Origin of the sequence: Chitinophaga pinensis DSM 2588, from assembly GCF_000024005.1 — a bacterium.
GTDB lineage: Bacteria > Bacteroidota > Bacteroidia > Chitinophagales > Chitinophagaceae > Chitinophaga > Chitinophaga pinensis.
Genome location: NC_013132.1, coordinates 4,167,568 through 4,188,950 on the forward strand (window position 1 = coordinate 4,167,568; position 21,383 = coordinate 4,188,950).

General features: G+C 47.1%; 1 protein-coding gene. It reads left to right on the plus strand.

Features of this window, described 5'->3' with window-relative positions; genetic code table 11:
• Positions 1 to 9 precede the first annotated feature (9 nt).
• A complete protein-coding gene (locus CPIN_RS16855; RefSeq protein ID WP_012791042.1) occupies positions 10 to 21,378 on the plus strand; it encodes a non-ribosomal peptide synthetase in 21,369 nt (7,122 codons plus the stop codon).
• Positions 21,379 to 21,383: the final 5 nt, after the last annotated feature.

Genomic DNA, 21,383 nt, shown 5'->3' on the forward strand with positions numbered 1-21,383 from the left:
TTAAAGGATATGTCTTTCAGCAGCATCAATTCCCTGGTTGAAATATTGTTCGATAGTAGTGCCGGAAAAAGTACAGGTATTACTTTTATCACCGGTCAGGATAAAGAGGAATTCCTGTCATATAAAGAACTGAAAGCGCAGGCAGCATTCGTACTGTATAACCTGCGTAAAACAGGTTTACAGGCAGGGGATGAACTGATCATTCAGTTAGAGGATAATAAATCCTTCCTGCTTATATTCTGGGCCTGCCTCATTGGTAAAATCATTCCGGTGCCCCTTTCTTTCGGTGGACAGGAAGAATATAAACACAAGCTATTCGCCGTATGGCGCACACTCAGACACCCTTTCCTGATCACAACTGCTGATCAGCTGAAAAGGATGTCTGAATTTGCAGATGACCAGGCAGGCGCCGCTACCTATGCAGAAATGGTCGCCGCCTGTGTACCGCTTGATGCTATTACTATACGGGAACAATGTGCAACAGAACTGCCCGTTATCAGCAGAAAAGATATTGCCTATATTCAATATTCTTCCGGTTCCACAGGTAATCCCAAAGGTGTAATACTGACGCACGAGAACCTCTTATATAATGCGCGTGATATCGTGATGCGTTCCGGCACCTCCGCCCAGGATAAAAGCCTGAGCTGGATGCCGCTCACACATGATATGGGTATGATCTGCTTTCACCTGTCATCTCTTTTTGCAGGGATTGATCAGTATCTGCTGCCTACGCCGCTTTTCATCAGAAGACCTTCGCTGTGGTTATCCAAAGCTTCTCAGCATGGGATATCACAGCTGTATTCTCCTAACTTCGGTTACCAGTATTTCCTGGCGGCTTTCTCCAGAGAGGAAGCTACCAGTATTGGTATGGACCTTTCATCCATCAGGATCATCTACAATGGCGCTGAACCAATAGACGCTGCTATCTGTCGTAACTTCCAGCATACACTGGCGCCTTATGGTCTGCCGGAAAGAGTATGTTATCCGGGTTACGGTCTCGCAGAAGCTTCTGTGGCCGTTACATTACCTATACCTGGTGATGAACTGACTGTTTATTACCTGGACAGAGAAAACCTCAGTGTCGGCAATCAGGTGCGCGAGCTGGATCCACACGATAAAAGCGCCGTAAGTTTTGTTGAAGTAGGTTTACCCATAGACCACTGTAATATCAGGATTGCCGGTCCTAAAGATGAATGGCTGGGCGATGATACCGTTGGCAATATTCAGATCAAAGGGCTCAATGTAACCGCCGGCTATTATATGCAGGATGATGTAACCCGTCAGCTGTATACAAAAGATGGCTGGCTGCGTACCGGCGATATTGGCTTTGTACGCAACAGGAGACTCGTAATCACTGGTCGTGCAAAGAATATGATGATCGTAAATGGTCAGAATTATTATCCGCACGATATCGAAAGAGTCGTGCAGACCATTCCCGGTATGGAATTGGGTAAAGTGGTGGCGTGCGCCATCAAACAGGCTGACGAGAAGAATGATGCGTTGGTACTGTTTATCCTGCATAAAGGCGCCTTGGAACCATTCGCAGAACTGGCTGCTGCTGCACAGAAAAGAATACTGGAAGCAACCGGACTCGGTGTAGAAAGTTTCGTGCCTATCAAGAAAGTACCTAAAACCACCAGTGGTAAAGTACAGCACTTCCGTCTGATAGAACAGTTCCGTTCCGGTTACTGGGATAAAACGCTGGCAGAATTAAAAGCACTATCCGCACCTGCATCAGCAGCTGTAGGAGCCACGGCAGAAGTGATTGCCGCAGCATGGCTGGAAGTGAGTGGTCAGCAGCTGACAAACCCTCAGCAGTCTATGCTGGATGCCAGTCTGAACAGTCTGCTGATTATGCGCTTTATTGCGATTGTCAGCGAAAAGCTGTCCAGGAAACTGACGATTAAAGACTTTTTCGAACATCCTACTGTAGCTGCCCTGGAAGCATTCCTGGAAGCCGCTCCACAGCAGGAAATAAATACCTGTCTGCTGCCATACGCAGCAGAAGAGGCACACACGGTTACCCTGACCCAGCAACGCTTCTTTATGATGGAAATGTTACAGCCGGAGAATAGCCCGCTGAACATTTCTTACACACTGCTGGTAGAAGACGATATCAGCCCCGCCGTACTGGAAGCTGCATCCGCAGAACTGGCCCGCAGACATGACGTGCTGCGTTCCTTCTTCCGCCTCACAGATGCCGGTCCCCGACAGTATTTTAACAGAGACGCTTCCGTTAGTTTTCTATACAATGATCTGTCATCAGCCAGCAACCCACTGGCTGCTTCACAGGAGGCATGTAAGGCATTCAGCCGCATGCCTTTCGACCTGGAAAGTGCACCCCTGTGGCGCATAGGTCTGTTTAAAGTAGCGCCAGGTAAAAGCATGATATGTGTGGTGATGCACCACATTATCAGCGACGGCTGGACATTACTGCTGATCAAAAATGAACTGGCAGCTATTTACAGAATGTTACTTGGTGAGCAGGTACAATTGCCGCAGACCACTGATTTCAGGGCATACACCAGCTGGTACGCATCCTGGTTGTCAGGTGCACAATATCTGGCGGATAAACAATATTGGCTGCATGAGTATGCCGGTTTCGAACAGACCGCTTTATTCCAGTTGCCACAAGGTATGGAGCAGCATGGAAAAGACTTCGCTGCCAGCCGTGTTTCTTTTGAACTAGATGCAGCTACTTATGAAAGACTTCAGCAGCATTGTAAAGAACAACAGGTATCCGTATTTGCAGCGTTGATTACGCTGATCAGTGCCTGGTTGTATAAATTTACCGGTCGCACAGATATTGCGATTGGAACAGATAGCAGCGGCCGACTGGCAGCCGGACTGGAAGGTATAGCCGGTTGCTTTATCAATACGATGGTAATCAGGAACCGTTTTACTGCAGATAATAGTCTTGGCTGGCTGCTGTCTTATACCGCAGGAAAAATATTCGACGCCTTCGAACACCAGCTGTATCCGGCTGATATGAAGCAGGAAAATGCAGCAGAAGCACCGGTGATGGATGTACTGGTACTATTCCAGAACTTCGGATTGACTACCTACGATAATTTCGGCAATGCAAAAGCACAGCTGATAGAACTGCCTGCTGAAACTTCACTGGCCGCATTGTCTTTCGAATTCATCGAAGAAGCCGATACACTGCGTTGCCATATTGATTTCAGAACATCCTTATTCTCCCGCTCTCAGGCAGCCTGGTGGCCAGGTCATTTCAATATGCTGTTAACGGCATTACTGGACACACCTGCTGCAAGATTGAACAGCGTCAATATGCTGGTAACGGAAGAAAAAGTATTGCTGGCGAAACGTCATAACGACCTGTATTATTCTCACATCTATGTGGAAAATGATATCATCAGACGCTTTGAGCGCATGACAGCGCAAACGCCACAGGCAACAGCGGTACTGTTTGAAGGTAAATATATCTCTTACGAAGAACTGAACGCCCAGGTAAACCAATGGGCTTATTTTCTGAAAGCAGCACATGGTATAGGTTATGGCGACAGAGTGGGTATTTGTTTACCTCGTTCTGATAAATCACTGATCGCTATACTGGCGATATTGAAAACAGGCGCTTCCTATGTGCCACTGGAACAAGAGTATCCTACCAACCGTCTGCAGTTTATGATTGCAGACAGCGGACTGACATTATTGCTGTCAGATGCTGCCTGTGAACATGATTTCAGCAGCAGCCAGGCCACACAGCTGGTATGGGAAGAGATAGCTGCTCAGTTGACTGATTATCCTACAGATAATCCGGGTACGATCGTACGTGATATAGATGAAGCATATGTGATCTATACTTCCGGTACCACCGGCCGTCCGAAAGGGGTGTCTGTCAACAGACTGGCCTTATATGATTACGCACAGACCGTAGTGGTGTATTTCGGTATCACAGATACAGATATCGTTATACAGCAGTCTGCGTTGTCCTTTGATACACTGTTGGAGGAAATATTCCCTGCACTTTGCCAGGGTGCTGCTATACACATATTGAGAGATGGCGGTCGTGATATCGAAGCGATCCTGTATGCCATAGACACAGGCAAAGCCACTATTCTCAGTACGACGCCTGCTGTCATCGCAGAACTGAACAGATATGCGGGTGTAATGACAGGACTGAGAGTTCTGATAAGTGGTGGTGAAATGCTGAAATATACACAAATAGACCAGTTGCTGAAAGAAGGCGTAAATATATACAATACCTACGGTCCTTCAGAAACGACTGTTTGCGCCACTTACCATAAAGTAGTACCGGGTACAGGTAATATTCCTGTTGGCCGTGCTATCCGTAACAGAAAAGTATACTTGCTGGATGAAGATAAATGCATGGTGCCTGCCGGCGCTGTAGGCGAAATTTATATTGGTGGTCTGGGTGTAGCAGATAGATATGTAAATCAGTCGGAACTGACTGCTAAGAGCTTCTTTGAAGATACCGTCAGCCGTTTTGGTAAGATGTATCGTACAGGAGATCTTGGCCGTTGGAGAGAAGATGGCACCCTGGAATTCCTGGGTCGTAAAGACCAGCAGGTGAAGATCAATGGTTATCGTATTGAAACAGGAGAGATTGAAGCACAGCTGGCAGAACATCCTGCTGTTGGTGAGGCTGTTGTAGTAGCGCGTAAAAATGGTGTTGGCAAAGACATGCTGGTATGCTACTATACTGTACAGGGAAATATCAGCCTCTCTGCATTGAAGGCTTTTTCCAAAGAACGCCTGCCGTTCTATATGGTTCCTGCTGCCTGGGCACAATTAGATATTTTACCGCTGACAGGCAATGGAAAAGTAGACCGTAAAGCACTGTCTGCATTAGCAGTAGATACCAGCGATAACACGCAGCCGGATGTATTACCGGGTAACGAATGGGAAGCCTCTTTACTGGAAGGATGGACAAACATCCTGGATACACCGGTAAGCAGCATTACGGCTAACTTCTTTGAACAGGGTGGTAACTCCCTGATGGCGACCCGCCTCATACTATGGATAGAAAAAAAATATGCACTACGGCTCACCCTGCGGGATGTATTCAGCAATCCTACGGTACAGGAACAGGCCAGACTGATAGCTACTTTAAGTCACCAGCAGACCGGTATCTACGAACCGATACCCGTATTGACTACTGCTCCTCATTATCCGGCCTCCTTCAGTCAGAAACGTTTGTGGCTGCTGGACAATTTTGATGAAAATAAAGGTGCTTACAATCTCAGCTGGGCCTTCGTGATAGAAGGTCCTTTTAATTATAATGCGTTTTCGCAGGCTTTAGGCTGGCTGGTAAGCCGGCATGAAGCGCTGCGGACCAACTTTGCATTCATTGATGGTAGTCTGACACAAGTGATCAGAGACGGCAAGGCATTCCAGGTAGACTTCCTTGATTACAGCAATGACCCGGAAGCAATTGAAAAAGTACGTGACTATGTAAAAGAAACAGCCGTTTATCCATTCGACCTGCAATCAGCTTCCTTACTGAAAGCCACCATTATTCAGCTGAATGACGGCGTAGCGCTCTTCGTACTGGCCCTGCATCATATTATTGGAGATGCCTGGTCAATGGATCTGATCTCTGACGAGCTGTCTCTCGCTTACAATGCATTTGCAGCGGGTACGAAACCTGATCTGCCTGCATTACAGATACAATACAAAGACTTCGCCGCATGGCAACAAACGAAACTGGACGGCGAGGAAATCAATGCTTCAAAGCAATACTGGCTGAACCGCTTTAAAGGAGATATTCCTGTATTGCAACTGCCGGAAGATAATACCAGACCTGCACTGCAGACTTACAACGGACAGACAGTACATATCAATATTGACAGCGCTTTACAGCAACAGCTGAACGACCTGACCACTGCACACAGATGTGGTTTGTATGTAGTACTGCTGGCTTCTGTAAAAGCGTTCCTGTCCCGCATCAGTGGTCAGACCGACATCGTGATTGGTGCCCCTGTATCAGGCCGGTTACATCCTGACCTGGTATCACAGGTGGGTTTCTATGTGAATACATTACCACTGCGTACCACCTTTGCGGAAGATCATTCATTTGATGCCCTGATCGATAATGTACAGCAGACTTTTCTGGATGCATTTGAACATCAGGATTATCCCCTGGACCTGCTGGTAGAGGAACTGGATATCGTACGTGATGAAAGTCGTACGCCACTGTTCAACGTAATGGTAGACTTCCTGGATACCAAAACGACTGTCAAAAAACCCCTGGAACTAGATCAGCTGATACTCAGCCCTTTCCCTGTTGACAAGGAAGCCAGCCAGTTTGATTTATCATTTGACTTTACAGCTGCCGAGGGACAGTTATCCCTTTACCTCAATTTCAATACAGATATTTTCAGAGAAGATAGTATCCGCATACTCCTGAGCCGTTATCTGCAACAGCTGCAGAATATGGCCTTTAACAGTGCTGCGGCCATCAATAAACAAACTTACCTGCCTGCAGAAGAACAGGCGCGTGTACTTGCATTTGCAGGTAAAGGACAGGCAAAGCTGCCTGCTACCGACCTGGTAACACTTTTCGAATCAAAAGCACAGCAATATGGTCATTTGCCGGCTGTTCATTGTGAAGACTTTAGTCTGAGTTATAGCGCATTAAATGAACTGTCCAATCGCCTGGCTGATTGCCTGGTGAAAGAGTTTGGCGTACTGCCTGGTGATCGGGTAGGTATCATGGTCGGCCGCAATGAATGGATGGTAGTAAGCGTACTGGCCGTCCTGAAAGCAGGTGCTGCTTATATACCCATGGATCCGGAATATGCTGCTGAACGCGTGAATCATATGATCGCCGACAGTGGTGTAACAGTACTGCTGACTGAACTGGATGAATTGCCGGTAACAGTGGATAACATGCGCATACTGAACCTCGCCATATTTGAATCTATGGCCGATCAGTACAGCGAACTGAACCCAGTTGTTAAACCTGCTACAGATGATCTGGCATACCTGGTATATACATCCGGTTCTACCGGTTTACCAAAAGGAGCGATGATCACACATCGTCATCTGTTAGGTCTGTGGGATAGCCTTGAAACAGCTTATGATCTCAATACTTTTGAAGTGCGGTTGCTACAGGTGGCCAGCATTTCCTTTGACGTATTCTTTGGCGATATGCTTCGTAGCATCTTCAGAGGTGGCCTGATGGTGATCTGCCCTGCGGAACATCGTTATAATCTGCCTGCACTGTATGAACTGATGCATAGCTATCGTATTACAGTAATGGAATCTACGCCCGGTTTATTACTCCCGCTGTTGGATTATATGTATGAAGAAGGCGCCCGTCTCGACTTTATGCGCATTTTCATCCTGGGTTCTGATACCCTGTCAGTAGAAGATTACCGTAAAATATATGATCGTTTCAGCCATAGCGAGCTGCGTATCATTAATAGCTATGGTACCACTGAAACAACTATTGATTCCAGCTTTTACGAAGGACTGGGTATTGACCTGAGAAGTACAGGTTATGTACCTGTCGGTCGTCCGCTGGAAAATACCAGGATGTATGTACTGGATAAAGAAATGCAATTATGTGGTATCGGTGTGGCGGGTGAATTGTGTATCGGCGGACTGGGCGTTGGTCTGGGTTACTGGAACCGCCCGGAACTGACCACTGAACGCTTTGTAACCGATCCATATGTAAGCGGCGGACGGATGTACCGTACCGGTGATCTGGCCCGATGGAATGCAGCTGGTAATCTTGAATTCTTAGGTCGTGGTGATAACCAGGTGAAGATCCGTGGTTACCGTATTGAACCAGGTGAAGTGGAAAGCGTACTGCTGGCTTATAGTGGTGTACAGGAGGCGGTAGTACTGGCCTATAATGTATCTGACAGAGAGAAAGAACTGGTAAGTTATATCGTATGGCAGGAGGCGGCAGACGAAGAAGGGCTGCGCAGCTGGCTGAGAGAGCAGTTGCCACAATACATGCATCCCGCATATTATATTACCCTGGAAGCGATGCCACTGACCAGCAATGGTAAGGTAGACCGTAAACAACTGCCGGCGCCAACATTAAACGTTAATCGGGCATATGAAGGTCCGCGTAATAAAGTTGAGGCTACACTGGTTGGCATCTGGGAAGAAGTATTACAGAAACAACCGATCAGTATCCATGATAATTTCTTTGAGCTCGGCGGTCATTCCCTGAAAGGAATGCGTGCGTTATGGCGTATTCGCAAAGAACTGGGGGTAGAACTGTCCTTCCGTGATATGTTCAGCTATCCGCGTATTACGGAATTGTCAGCATTGTTAAACAGACAGACTGCCTCTCAGGGTACAGCTTATCCATTGGTAGCAGTAGCAAAACAGGCCAGCTATGAACTGTCCCATGCACAACGCCGCCTCTGGTTGCTGGATCAGCTGGAAGAACAAGGTCGTTCTTATACCATGCCGGTACAATACCGCGTGAAAGGAACGCTACATACAGCGCTTCTGGAAAAGGCATTCAATGTATTGATTGCACGGCATGAGATACTGCGTACCATATTTATTACAGAAGAGGGAAATCCTCGTCAACAGATATTAGCCGACGCGAAGATCGTATTGGAAACTGCCGATCTGAAAGGACGTGCAGATAAAGGCGAAGCCCTGTCCACATATGTAAATCGTATCCATCAGGCAGTATTTAATCTGTCTGCTTTCCCATTATTACAAGCAGGTTTATTTCAGGTAGAAGAGGAGGAGTATGTGTTTGCATTTAATATGCACCACATTATCTCTGATGAATGGTCCATAGAAGTAATGGTAGAAGAACTGGTAACCATATACGATCAGCTGAATAGCGGTGAGGCCATAGATCTGCCTGCCCTTCCTGTTCAGTATAAAGATTACAGTGTATGGCAGCAGGCACAATTACAGGGCAGTCAGCTGGAAACAGCAGCTGCTTACTGGCGGAACCAGTTCGCCGATAGCATTCCTGTACTCGATCTGCCTGCTGATCATCCTCGTCCGGCTGTAAAACGTTATGAGGGCCGTACGCTGCGTATGGAACTGAATAAAGAACAGCTGGAGGGTTTATATGAAGTAGGTCGTCGTAATGAAGCTAGTTTATATATGACCTTACTGGCGAGTGTGAAAGGTTTATTATACCGCTATACCGGTCAGTCTGATATCGTAATAGGAAGTCCGGTAGCAGGTCGTAGTCATGAACTGCTGGCACGTCAGCTGGGTTTTTATGTAAACACCCTCGCATTACGTACACAGTTTGATGCTAACGATAGTTTTGATGGTCTCTTGCAATCCGTAAGAGATGTCGTACTGGGTGGTTTTGAGCACCAGGACTATCCTTTTGACCTGCTGGTAGAAGAACTGGACGTACAACGCGATATAAGTCGTAGTCCGCTGTTTGATACCATGGTCGTATTACAGGGGCGTGACTATCAGGGCATGACGCAGCAGACATGGGAGAATGGTCTGCAATGGGAAGAAACATCGACAGATGCAGGTGTCAGCAAATTTGACCTGACCCTTTTGTTCCGTGAGCATGAAGAAGGCATACAGGTGGAAGTGGAATATAACACACAGTTGTTCAGTGCTGCCAGGATGGAACGTTTTTGTGCGCACTATGATAACTTCGTTAACGGCATTGTCGCCGATAGTACCAATGCCATTGCTGAAATAACTTACCTGTCAATAGAAGAGCAGCATCGTTTACTGGATGTATTCAATGATACCGGTAATGATGCTTATCCTTCTGAACGTACGATCCATAGTCTGTTTGAAGAAAATGCGCTGCATATGGGCAGTCGCACAGCGGTAGTATATGAAGACCGTACACTGACTTACGCAGCACTGAATAGTGCTGCCAACAAAGTAGCTGATTACCTGCGCCGTGAACATGGTGTAGAAAGTGGCGACCTGGTTGGTTTGATGGTAGAACGCTCAGAAAAACTGATTATCTGTCTGCTGGGTATCCTGAAAGCAGGCGCCGCTTATGTTCCGGTAGATCCTGCTTATCCTGCAGCACGTATCAGTTATATGCTGGAAGATAGCACCCCACGGGTGGTATTGACGGATAGTCTGGCAGCTGTCGCATTGAGCACCGGTAATGACCTGGGCAATGTGCCTACAGAAGGTGATGGTACCTCTTTGGCTTACATGATCTATACATCTGGTTCTACCGGTCAGCCGAAAGGAGCAATGATCGCACATCATGCAGTGATCAACCTTAGCTACTGGCTGCGCGAACTGATCTATATACAGTATCCGGATGGATTGGTAGCTATGCTGACTGCCTCCATTAATTTTGATGCTTCCGTACAGCAATTGTTTGCGCCTTTACTGTCTGGTTCACAGCTGGTGATAATCAGCGAAGCAGATCGCCGTCAGATAGAACGTTATGTAGCGCAGCTGAAGAAGAACCATGTTGCGGTGATCGATATCACGCCAGGTTACCTGCGCGTGTTGATGGATGTACTGAAAGTGACAGGTACTGATGGACTGCAACTGAAATACATACTGGTAGGAGGAGAGGCACTGCCTGCGGAAGACCGTGCCCTGTTCCATGAAATATTTGGTAATACCGTACACCTGATTAATGTTTATGGAGTAACAGAAGCAACCGTAGACTCTACATACGAAATAGTGACAGCTGATGACAATAACGGATTAAGTATTGGTCGTCCGCTCAAGAATACCCGCATGTATGTGCTGGATAAAAACCTGCAGCTTTGTGCTTATGGTGTAACGGGTGAACTGTGCATTGGTGGCGCTGGTGTGGGTCTGGGCTACTGGAACCGTCCTGAATTAACGGCAGAACGTTTCATTACTGATCCTTATCTGGCAGGTGGACGTATCTATCGTACCGGTGACCTGGCACGATGGACATCCGCAGGTAATATCGAGTACCTGGGTCGTGGTGATAACCAGGTGAAGATCCGTGGTTATCGTATTGAACCAGGTGAAGTAGAAAATGTATTGGGTGCTTATAGTGGCATACGTGAAGCGGTAGTACTGGCTTATAGTGTATCTGACAGAGAGAAAGAACTGGTAAGTTATATCGTATGGCAGGAGGGGGCAGACGAAGAAGGACTGCGTAATTGGTTAAGAGAGAAACTGCCTCAATACATGCATCCTGCGTATTATATCACCCTGGATGCGATGCCGCTCACCAGCAATGGTAAGGTAGACCGTAAGCAGTTACCTGCACCGGTATTGAATGCCAATTGTACTTATGAAGGTCCTCGTAATAAAGTAGAGGAAACCCTGGTGAGTATCTGGGAAGAAGTATTACAGAAACATCCGATCAGCATCCATGATAATTTCTTTGACCTCGGTGGTCATTCCCTGAAAGGAATGCGCGCCTTGTGGCGTATCCGTCAGGAATTGGGTGTAGAACTGTCCTTCCGTGACATGTTTACTTACCCGCGTATTACGGAGTTGTCAGCACTGCTGGGCAGTCAGGCAACATCCGCAGTAACGGCTAAGCCACTGGTAGCGGTGGAAGAGCAGTCCAGCTATGAACTGTCTCATGCACAACGCCGCCTCTGGTTGCTGGATCAGCTGGAAGAACAGGGTCGCTCTTACACCATGCCGGTAGAATACCGGGTGAAGGGAGCGCTGGACGCCGGTGTATTAGAGGATGCTTTTAATGCATTGATTGCGCGTCATGAGATACTGCGTACCATATTTATTACAGAAGATGGTCATCCCCGTCAACAGGTATTAGCGGAAGCGAAGATCGCATTAGACTATGCAGATCTGAAAGCACGTACAGATAAAGGCGAAGCTTTATCTGCATATGTAACTCGTATTCATCAGGCAGTCTTCAAGCTGTCAGGTTTTCCATTATTACAGGCTGGTTTATATAAAGTAGAAGAAGCAGAATATGTGTTTGTGCTGAACATGCATCATATTATCTCTGATGAGTGGTCGGCGGAAGTAATGGTAGAAGAACTGGTGAGCATATATGATCAGCTAAGTAATGGTCAGTCAATAGAACTGCCGGCGCTGCCTGTTCAGTATAAAGATTACAGTGCATGGCAACAGGCACAGTTACAGGGTGGTCAGCTGGAAACAGCAGGAGCTTACTGGCGGAACCAGTTCGCCGATGGCATCCCTGTGCTGGATTTACCCGTTGATAATTCCCGTCCTGCTGTGAAGACCTATGCAGGTCAGACATTGCGGATGGAATTGAACAAAACGCAACTGGCAGGTTTATATGAAACAGGTCGCCGTAATGAGGCAAGTTTATACATGACCCTGTTGGCGAGTGTAAAAGGATTACTATATCGTTACACTGGTCAGTCAGATATCGTAATTGGTAGCCCTGTAGCAGGTCGTAACCACGAATTACTGGCACGTCAGCTGGGTTTCTATGTAAACACACTGGCATTGCGTACACAGTTCGACGGCAGGGATAGCTTTGATCGTCTTTTACAGGCAGTGAGACAGGTGGTGTTAGGTGGTTTTGAACACCAGGACTATCCTTTTGACCGCCTGGTGGAAGAACTGGATGTACAGCGCGATATGAGCCGCAGCCCGCTGTTTGATGTGATGCTTGTGTTACAGGACCGTGATGCACGTGGTGTGTCTCAGCAATTCCGTAGTAATGCACTGCAATGGGAAGAAGTGAATATGGATACGGCAGTCAGCAAGTTTGACCTGACATTGATTTTTAAAGAACACGCAGCCGGCATCTCAATAGAGATAGAATATAATACCCGGTTGTTCAGTGCAGAAAGAATAGCGCGTTTCGCATCACACTATAGTGAATTTGTCAATGAGATAGTTGCTGACAGCAGCATTGCCCTGGCAGATATCTCTTATCTGTCTGCAGAAGAACTCAACCGCGTATTACATACATTCAATCATACCGGTAGCAGTGTTTATCCTGCCGATCGTAGTATACACAGCTTGTTTGAAGAAAAAGCCCTGCGTATGGGTGAGAGCATCGCCGTGGTATATGAAGACCGTCAGCTAACCTACGCGGCATTGAACAGTGCCGCAAATAAAATAGCCGATTATCTGCGCCGTGAACATGGTGTAGTAAATGGCGACCTGGTAGGGGTAATGATGGAACGCTCAGAACAGCTGATTGTCTGTTTACTGGGTATCTTAAAGGCAGGTGCGGCATATGTGCCGATAGACCCTTCTTACCCTGCATCCCGTATCAGTTATATGCTGGAAGATAGTCTTCCGAGAGTAGTCCTGACAGCTGCTTTGGCCGCGGCAGCACTAAGCAATGGTGTAGACAATGGGAATGTTGATACTGCCAATGATGCTAATGCACTGGCTTACATTATTTATACTTCCGGTTCTACCGGTAAGCCTAAAGGTGTGATGGTACCACACATCGGTGTCGTTCGCCTGGTGTATGCGCCGAACTATGTTACGTTCAGCGAAGAAGACAGACTCCTGCAGACGGGCTCTGTATCATTTGATGCCAGCACCTTTGAAATATGGGGCATGCTGCTGAACGGTGGTACCCTGTACCTGCTGGATCACGATAAACTGATGGACGCAGATATACTGAAAGACACCATTCAACAGCATAATATCACTATGATGTGGTTCAGTGCGCCCTGGTTTAATCAGCTGGTAGATAACGACCCTTCCTTGTTTGAAGGATTGAAAGATATACTGGTAGGAGGTGATAAATTATCTCCTGCACATATTAACGCGGTACTTTCGTTGTACCCGGATATCAATATCATTAATGGTTACGGTCCGACGGAGAATACAACTTTCTCTATCTGTTACCCGATCCGGGAAGCCCAGACCGGCGCAATACCATTAGGTTATCCTGTCAGCGGTACACAGGTATACATCCTGGATAAACAATTCCGTCCGTTACCTGTAGGTAGCTACGGCGAACTATATCTGGCAGGTGATGGTCTGGCTACTGGTTACCTGAATATGGATGACCGCAACAGGGAACGTTTTGTCGATAATCCATTCAAACCAGGTACACGCATGTACAGTACCGGAGATATCGGCAGATGGAACAATAAAGGAGAAGTAGAATTTACAGGTCGTACCGATGACCAGGTAAAAATAAGAGGCTTCCGTATTGAGCCAGGTGAAATAGCGGATGCTATCCTGGAACATACAGCAGTGAAAGATGCCGTGGTAATACCATTTACGACAGCTGCCGGTGAAAAGGAACTGGCTGCCTATGTGGTATGGACGGCAGCAACAGCAACAGCTGCCCTGCAATCCTTCCTGCGAGACAGATTACCTTCCTACATGCAACCCGGCTGTTACATCGATATGGAAGTACTGCCTTTAAATGCAAACGGAAAGGTAGACAGGGATGGCCTGCCTGCTCCTCAGCTTGAACTGACAGCAGCACTGGAAGCACCGCGTAATGCAACTGAAACTGCATTATTGTCCATCTGGAAAACAATATTGCAGAGAGAAGATATCGGCATCTATGACAATTTCTTTGATAAAGGGGGGCACTCGTTAAGAGCATCCAGACTGCTTGCGGGTATCCATAAGGAACTGAACGTGAAACTATCACTGAAGACCTTATTCCTGCATAATACCATCGCCGCATTATCTGAAGTGATCGCAGCTGCGGATAAGGTAAGCTATGAAGCATTGACACCGGTAGCCGAACAGGTACATTATAATGTGTCACATGCACAGAAGCGCCTGTGGATACTGGATCAGATGGAAAGCAACACCAGTGCGTATAATATCCCGGGCGCTTACAATATAGAAGGTCAGCTGGATAAAACAATACTGGATGCTGCGCTGAATATACTGCTGGGAAGACACGAGAGTCTGCGTACAATCTTCATCAAATCCGCTGGCGAGCCAAAACAACAGGTACTTGCTGCGGATAAGGTAAAAGCGCAGATTGCTTACCATGATCTGAGAGAGGACGCCAATAAGGAAGCCACAGCGGAACAACTTTTACATGCAGCTATGCATAATGGCTTTGCCCTGCATACCTGGCCTTTGTTCCGTGCTTCGCTGATACAACTGGAAGCAGAACGTTACATCTTTGTTTTCTGTATTCACCATATTATTTCAGATGGTTGGTCACAGGGTGTGATCGGTAAGGAGATCTCTGCTATCTATAATGCATTGATAGCAGGCCGGACCCCTGAATTGTCAACCCTGTCTGTACAATATAAAGACTATACCGGCTGGCATAGCCGTCTGTTGGAAGGACAGTTTGGGGAAGAGGCAAAACACTATTGGAGCAAACGTTTTGACAAGCCTGCTCCATGGTTGAATATGCCGGCAGACAGATTACGTCCACGCCTTCAGACATTCGATGGAGATGTAGTTAAATGCCGTTTCGGCACAGCTGTAACAACACGTTTACAACAGTTCAGCAGAGAACAGGATGCAACCCTTTTTATGAGTCTGCTGGCCCTGGTAAACACGTTGTTATATCGCTATACAGGTATCGATGATATCGTCATTACTTCTCCGATAGCAGCACGAGAACATGCCGACCTGAATGACCAGATCGGTTTCTTTGCCAATACACTGCCTTTAAGAACACGCTTTTCTGACGAACAGAGCTTTGAAGCCCTGTTACAGGAAGTGAAGGATACAACCGTAGCGGCATACCGCTATCAGATGTATCCTTATGATATGGTCATTGAAGACGCTACACAACAATACGATCCGAGCCATGCAGCTTTATCAGATGTAATGCTGGTATTGCAGAGTAATGAATCCACTTCACTGGATCTGCAAGGTACAGTGACAGCTGCGCTGGATCTTTCCACAAATACTGCCAGATTTGATCTCGTTTTCATCTTCACGATGGAAGAGGGAGAGCTATGCCTGGACCTCGGCTTCAATACGAATATCTACGACAGAGCGCGTATCGTTAGCATATCACAGGCCTTAACAGTACTGACAAATAACATGTTGTCAGCACCTGCGATTACAGTGAAAGAGCTGGCGGTGAAAGATATCCCGGCAGATGAAGTGTCTGATAAGGACATCCCAATGGCGATCATGAATGGTCACCTGGTATATGCGGCTGAAGTGAATGCCGCTCTGGAGACTTTGCCTGGTATCATAGCAGCGAATGCCCAGGTGACGGAGGAGAATACACTGGATGTATTCATAACACCGGGTGGTGAAGAAGGACATACGATTGCCCGGTTACTCAACATCGCCCTGGATGAGCATAGAGAAGATAAACAGGTCTACACACTCCCTAACGGGTTACCGATCTGTTACAAGAACAAGACAGAGACAGACTTTACTTATCACGAGGTATTTGAGCAACATGCTTACCTGAGGAATGATATCACCATTCATCCCGGTGATGTCATATTCGATGTAGGCGCTAACATTGGTATGTTCAGCATGTATGCAGGACATCACTTCCCTGGTTGCCGTGTATTCGCCTTCGAACCGATACCACCGATCTACAATTGTCTGGCTGCTAATGCCGCTATGTACAATTTAGGTATTACGGCGATGAATATGGGGCTGTCCACCGAAGAGACGACGGCAGAATTCGTATACTATCCTAACAACACCATCATCTCGGGCCGTTTTGGCGACGCCATAGAGGACAAGGAAGTGGTACGCCGCTACCTGCAGAACAAATTGGATAGTGAAGGCAGCACCATGTCAGAAAAACACATGGAAGAGATACTGGAAGATATGATCCGTTCCGAGAAATGGGAATGCCGGCTGTCTACCGTATCCAATGTGATGAGAGAACAGGGTGTTGAATGGATCGATCTGCTGAAAGTTGACGTGGAAAAGAGCGAATGGGACATTTTGCAGGGTATTGAAGCGGCTGACTGGAAACGTATCCGGCAGGTGATTGTGGAAGTACATGATACGGACGGTCGTCTTGAACGTATTACCCGTCTGCTGGAAGAACATGGCTTCGGCGTATATGTAGAACAGGAAGAAGAATTGGCTGGAACAGCGCTTTATAATATCTACGCGATTCATCATCAGCATCAGCGAGCAGCGGCTACTCCTGCTGCCGTGAAACCAGGATGGAACGATGTAGCTGCTTACTACACGCATATCAACGGTATGATACATGACAGACTGCCCGCTTACCTGGGTAATGTCAATGTGTACCTGACTGATTATACAAATGCAATTCAAAAAAGGAGGATTGATGCAGTAAAAACCTACAATGCCACCTTGAAGGGAGTGCCGGCGGCACAGCCCACGTCCCTTCAGCTGGTGGTGGCTGCTACCTTTACAGCAGATCCTTTATCAGATTATATCACCTGGTGGACAGACCGCTTCAGTATTCCTGTACAGGTAAAACTGGCACCTTACAACCAGGTCTTCCAGGAACTCCTGAATGATGACAGCCTGAGCGCCCGTAACAAGGATATCAACCTGTTGCTGGTACGCTGGGAAGACTGGATCAGAGACGCCAGGGGAACAGCTGCTGAACAACGCCAGTTGGTAACACAAAGCCTGGAACAACTGATCTCTGTTTTACAGTCGGCTCAACGGCAGGCATTGTACATGGTCGGTGTAATACCGCCTGTAGCAGCGGCTTGTCCTGATACTGAGATGTTCCTTTTCCTGGAACAGATTAATTATCGCTGGACGGCGGCGCTTGCCGGGATGGACCATGTACATACACTGGACCTGAGCAGCATTGGAGAACGCTTTGGAATAGCGGAGCTATATGATACGCAACGTGATAAACTGGGTCATATCCCATTCCAGGAAGAAGTCTATGCAGCCGTGGCAACCATGGTGGCCAGACAGATCAGGGCTTACAAACAACCATCGTTCAAACTGATCGTACTGGACTGTGATAATACTTTATGGTCTGGGGTGGTAGGAGAGGATGGCGTGAACGGGATTCAGTTGTTACCCGAACATATCGCGCTGCAACGTTTCATGAAGCAGAAGAAAGAAGAAGGTTTCCTGCTGGCATTGTCCAGCAAGAACAATGAGGCGGATGTATGGGAGGTTTTCGAACAGCGTACGGATATGGTGCTGCGGAAGGATGATTTCGTCACCTGGCGTATTAACTGGAATAATAAGGCGGCTAACATACAGGAAATCGTAACAGAACTGAATATCGGTATTAACGCCTGCTGTTTCATAGATGATAGTCCGGTAGAATGTACCGCTGTCACAGCTGCCCATCCTGAAGTACTCGTATTGCAGTTACCGGAAGAAACCAGTTTTATACCACGTTGGTTGTCGCATATCTGGGCCTTCGATAAGTTCACCGTAACTGAAGAAGACAGAAAACGTACTGAGATGTACCAGGCAGAAAAAGAACGTCGGAACATCCTGGAAGCACAGCCTACTATTGGTGATTTCCTTGCACAGTTACAATTACAGATCATCGTGCAGGATGTACAGGAAGCCGATATTCCACGTGTGGCACAGTTGACGGAACGTACCAATCAGTTCAATCTGAATGGACAGAAGAAGACGGCACACGAGATCGAGGCATATATGCTGGGTGGCGCCCGTCATTGTAAGACAATCCGGGTAACAGATAAATTCGGTGATTACGGTCTGACAGGCGCATTGATCACGACTATCCAGGAAGACAGCCTGCTTGTAGACACCTTCCTGCTGAGTTGTCGTGTGTTGGGGCGTCAGGTAGAGCAAAGTATGCTGGCAGTGCTGAAAGAACAGGCACAGGCAGCCGGATTGCAGAAGATTGTTTGCCATTTCACAGATACAGGCAAAAACAAGCCTTTTGCACAGTTCCTGGCTTCCACATCCTGGACCGCGGTGCAGACAGAAGGCAAATCCACTTTTTACGAGATATTGCCAGAGAACATAGTTGCTGTATTGCCTGTACTGACAAGTGCGGCACCGCCGGAACCTGTAGCGACAACGACAGAAGAATCAACAGTACTGGTATTTGACCATATTGGTGTAGCGGTAAGCGATCTGGAAGCATCCCTGAGATTCTATACAGATAGCGGATTCACTGCATCAGAACTGGTATATGATCCTATACAGAATGTAGAAATTTATATGTGCCGGACAGCATCTGGCGGTGGTATTGAATTAATCGCTGCACACGATGAATTATCTCCGGTAAACAATATTATCAGCCGTAACGGCGATCAGCCTTATCACTGGTGTTACCGTGTGAAGGACATTGATACGCTGTTCGACAGGCTTACAAGAAAAGGTTTGGCGTTTGAAATAGTAAAGCAACCGGAGCAGGCTGTATTGTTCGGCTATAAACGGGTCGTGTTCATCGACATTAAACAAATCGGCCTTGTCGAGTTTATAGAAGACAATGACAGTCTGCCCGGTCAGCTGCTACCGGCAGAGATGGAAATCAGTATGGTCACTTTCGATATCCAGCCGGCATTACAATTCTTCCAGCTGGTAGGGTATAGGGAAACAAGACATATCACAGATCATGTGAACAAAGAGTATGTCGTTGTTCTGCATACTGCCGCAAATGGTCCTGCAATACGCCTGATCATGCCGCTGCCTGAAGCAGTTGCAGAAAGAGCCGCATTCCTGCAACAGAACGGTCCGCATATTCATCGCCTGCTGTTGCATACTGATACGACAGAGAAGTATCCAATGCATCTTTTGCCGCCTTATTTTACGGTAGAAGAAGAACATAAAACAGTATTGACGGATGTTGCAGATTGGGAACCGGTGCTGGCAATGGAAAAAGATGCCACACACTATGCTTTGCAGCTGCCATTACTCTATAACAGTGGCGCCAGACTCCTGCAGATACCTGTATACCAGGTACAGAAACAAAGAATGAATACCGGTATGCGTCCACCGGAAACAACGGTAGAAAAGGCATTGTTCCGTATATGGGTAGAAGTACTGCGCCATGAAGCATTTGGCGTACAGACTTCTTTCCTGGAAGCTGGTGGTAACTCCATCAGGGCCACACAGATACTATCCCGTATTTACAGGCAGTACGGTGTGGAATTACTCCTGACAGAGTTCTTCAATAAACCGACAATCAGCGCACTCGCTGCATTGATAGAAAAGAAACAACCGGAAGGGTTCGAAAGTATCCGGGTATTACCAGCAATGGAACACTACCCGCTTTCCTTCTCTCAGAAACAACTCTGGATCTCAGATCAGTTTGAAAGTTCATCAGGATCTGCGTTTAACATCCCGGTGGCGTACATACTCGAAGGTCAATTGGATAAGACGGCTTTAACAAAAGCTTTCAGTCGTCTTGTAGAGAGACATGAGATCTTACGTACGGTCTTTGTAAAAGCCGGAGATGAGGCAGCACAACAGGTATTACCTGCAACGGACGACTATAGCACACCTGAATGGATAGACTTATCAACGACACCGGATGCGGAAGCTGCTGCCATGAAAATCGCTGATGAAGAGGCTCAGGTTGCCTTTAACCTGGAAACAGGTCCTTTACTGCGGATTAAGGTGCTGCAATTGTCGGCAGAACGTAATCTCTTATTATTTACAACACATCATATTGTTTCTGATGGCTGGTCGTCAGGTATCATGCTGCGGGAAGTGGCGGTATTCTACAACGCCATCCGCAATGGCAGAAACCTCGTATTACCTGCCTTACCTGTACAATACAAAGACTATGCTGCATGGCAACAGGAACAGATGCAACGTCCGGCATTCGCTGCACATCGCCAGTACTGGCTGAGCCAGTTCCAGGACGGCGTGCCTGCTTTACAGTTGCCATACGATTTCCCGCGTCCCTCATTCAAAAGCTACAATGGGAACACCCGCAGCTTTATACTGGATAAAACGCAGACAGCAAAGATCAAGACCTTTATGGAACAGCAGGAGATCAGTCTCTTTATGTTCTTTGTAAGTGTCACTAAACTGTTGCTCTACCGTCTCTCAGGACAGCAGGAACTCGTGGTTGGTTTCCCTGTTTCAGGCCGCTATCACCCGGAACTGGAAGATCAGGTAGGCTGTTATGTCAATACCATCGCGCTTCGCTCTAAACTGGATACACAGTCCAGTTTACAGGATTTCGTTCATGAGATCAGGCAGAGTATCACCCATGCTTATACACATGCCGCTTATCCTTTTGAGCGCCTGGTGGAAGAACTGGGAGGACACACAGACCTGAGCAGATCGCCGCTGTTTGATGTGATGGTCCAGATACAGGATGCACACATGGTACACCAGCAGGATGCTGCAGCATTGGAAGGTCTTAGTATCCATATGGCGGATCAGCAACTGGCCTTCAGCAAGTACGATCTGACAGTCAATGTCATGGAAACAGACGACGGCATTTCCATCGACCTGGAATATAATACAGACCTCTTCAAACCCGACACAATTAACACCATTCAGGCTGATTGCATACGCCTGATACACATACTCCTTACCGAAAGCGTACGCACACTGGGCGAAACGCGTATGCTGCTGGCCGCAGGCAGTGGTAACCTTATGCAGCAATATCAACAGGCATTTACTGCCAGCATAGACGAATCTTTCTAAAAAAA

Coding starts and splice junctions, on each gene's coding strand:
- CPIN_RS16855 (WP_012791042.1), top strand. CDS start 10: ATGTCTTTCAGCAGCATCAATTCCCTGGTTGAAATATTGTTCGATAGT.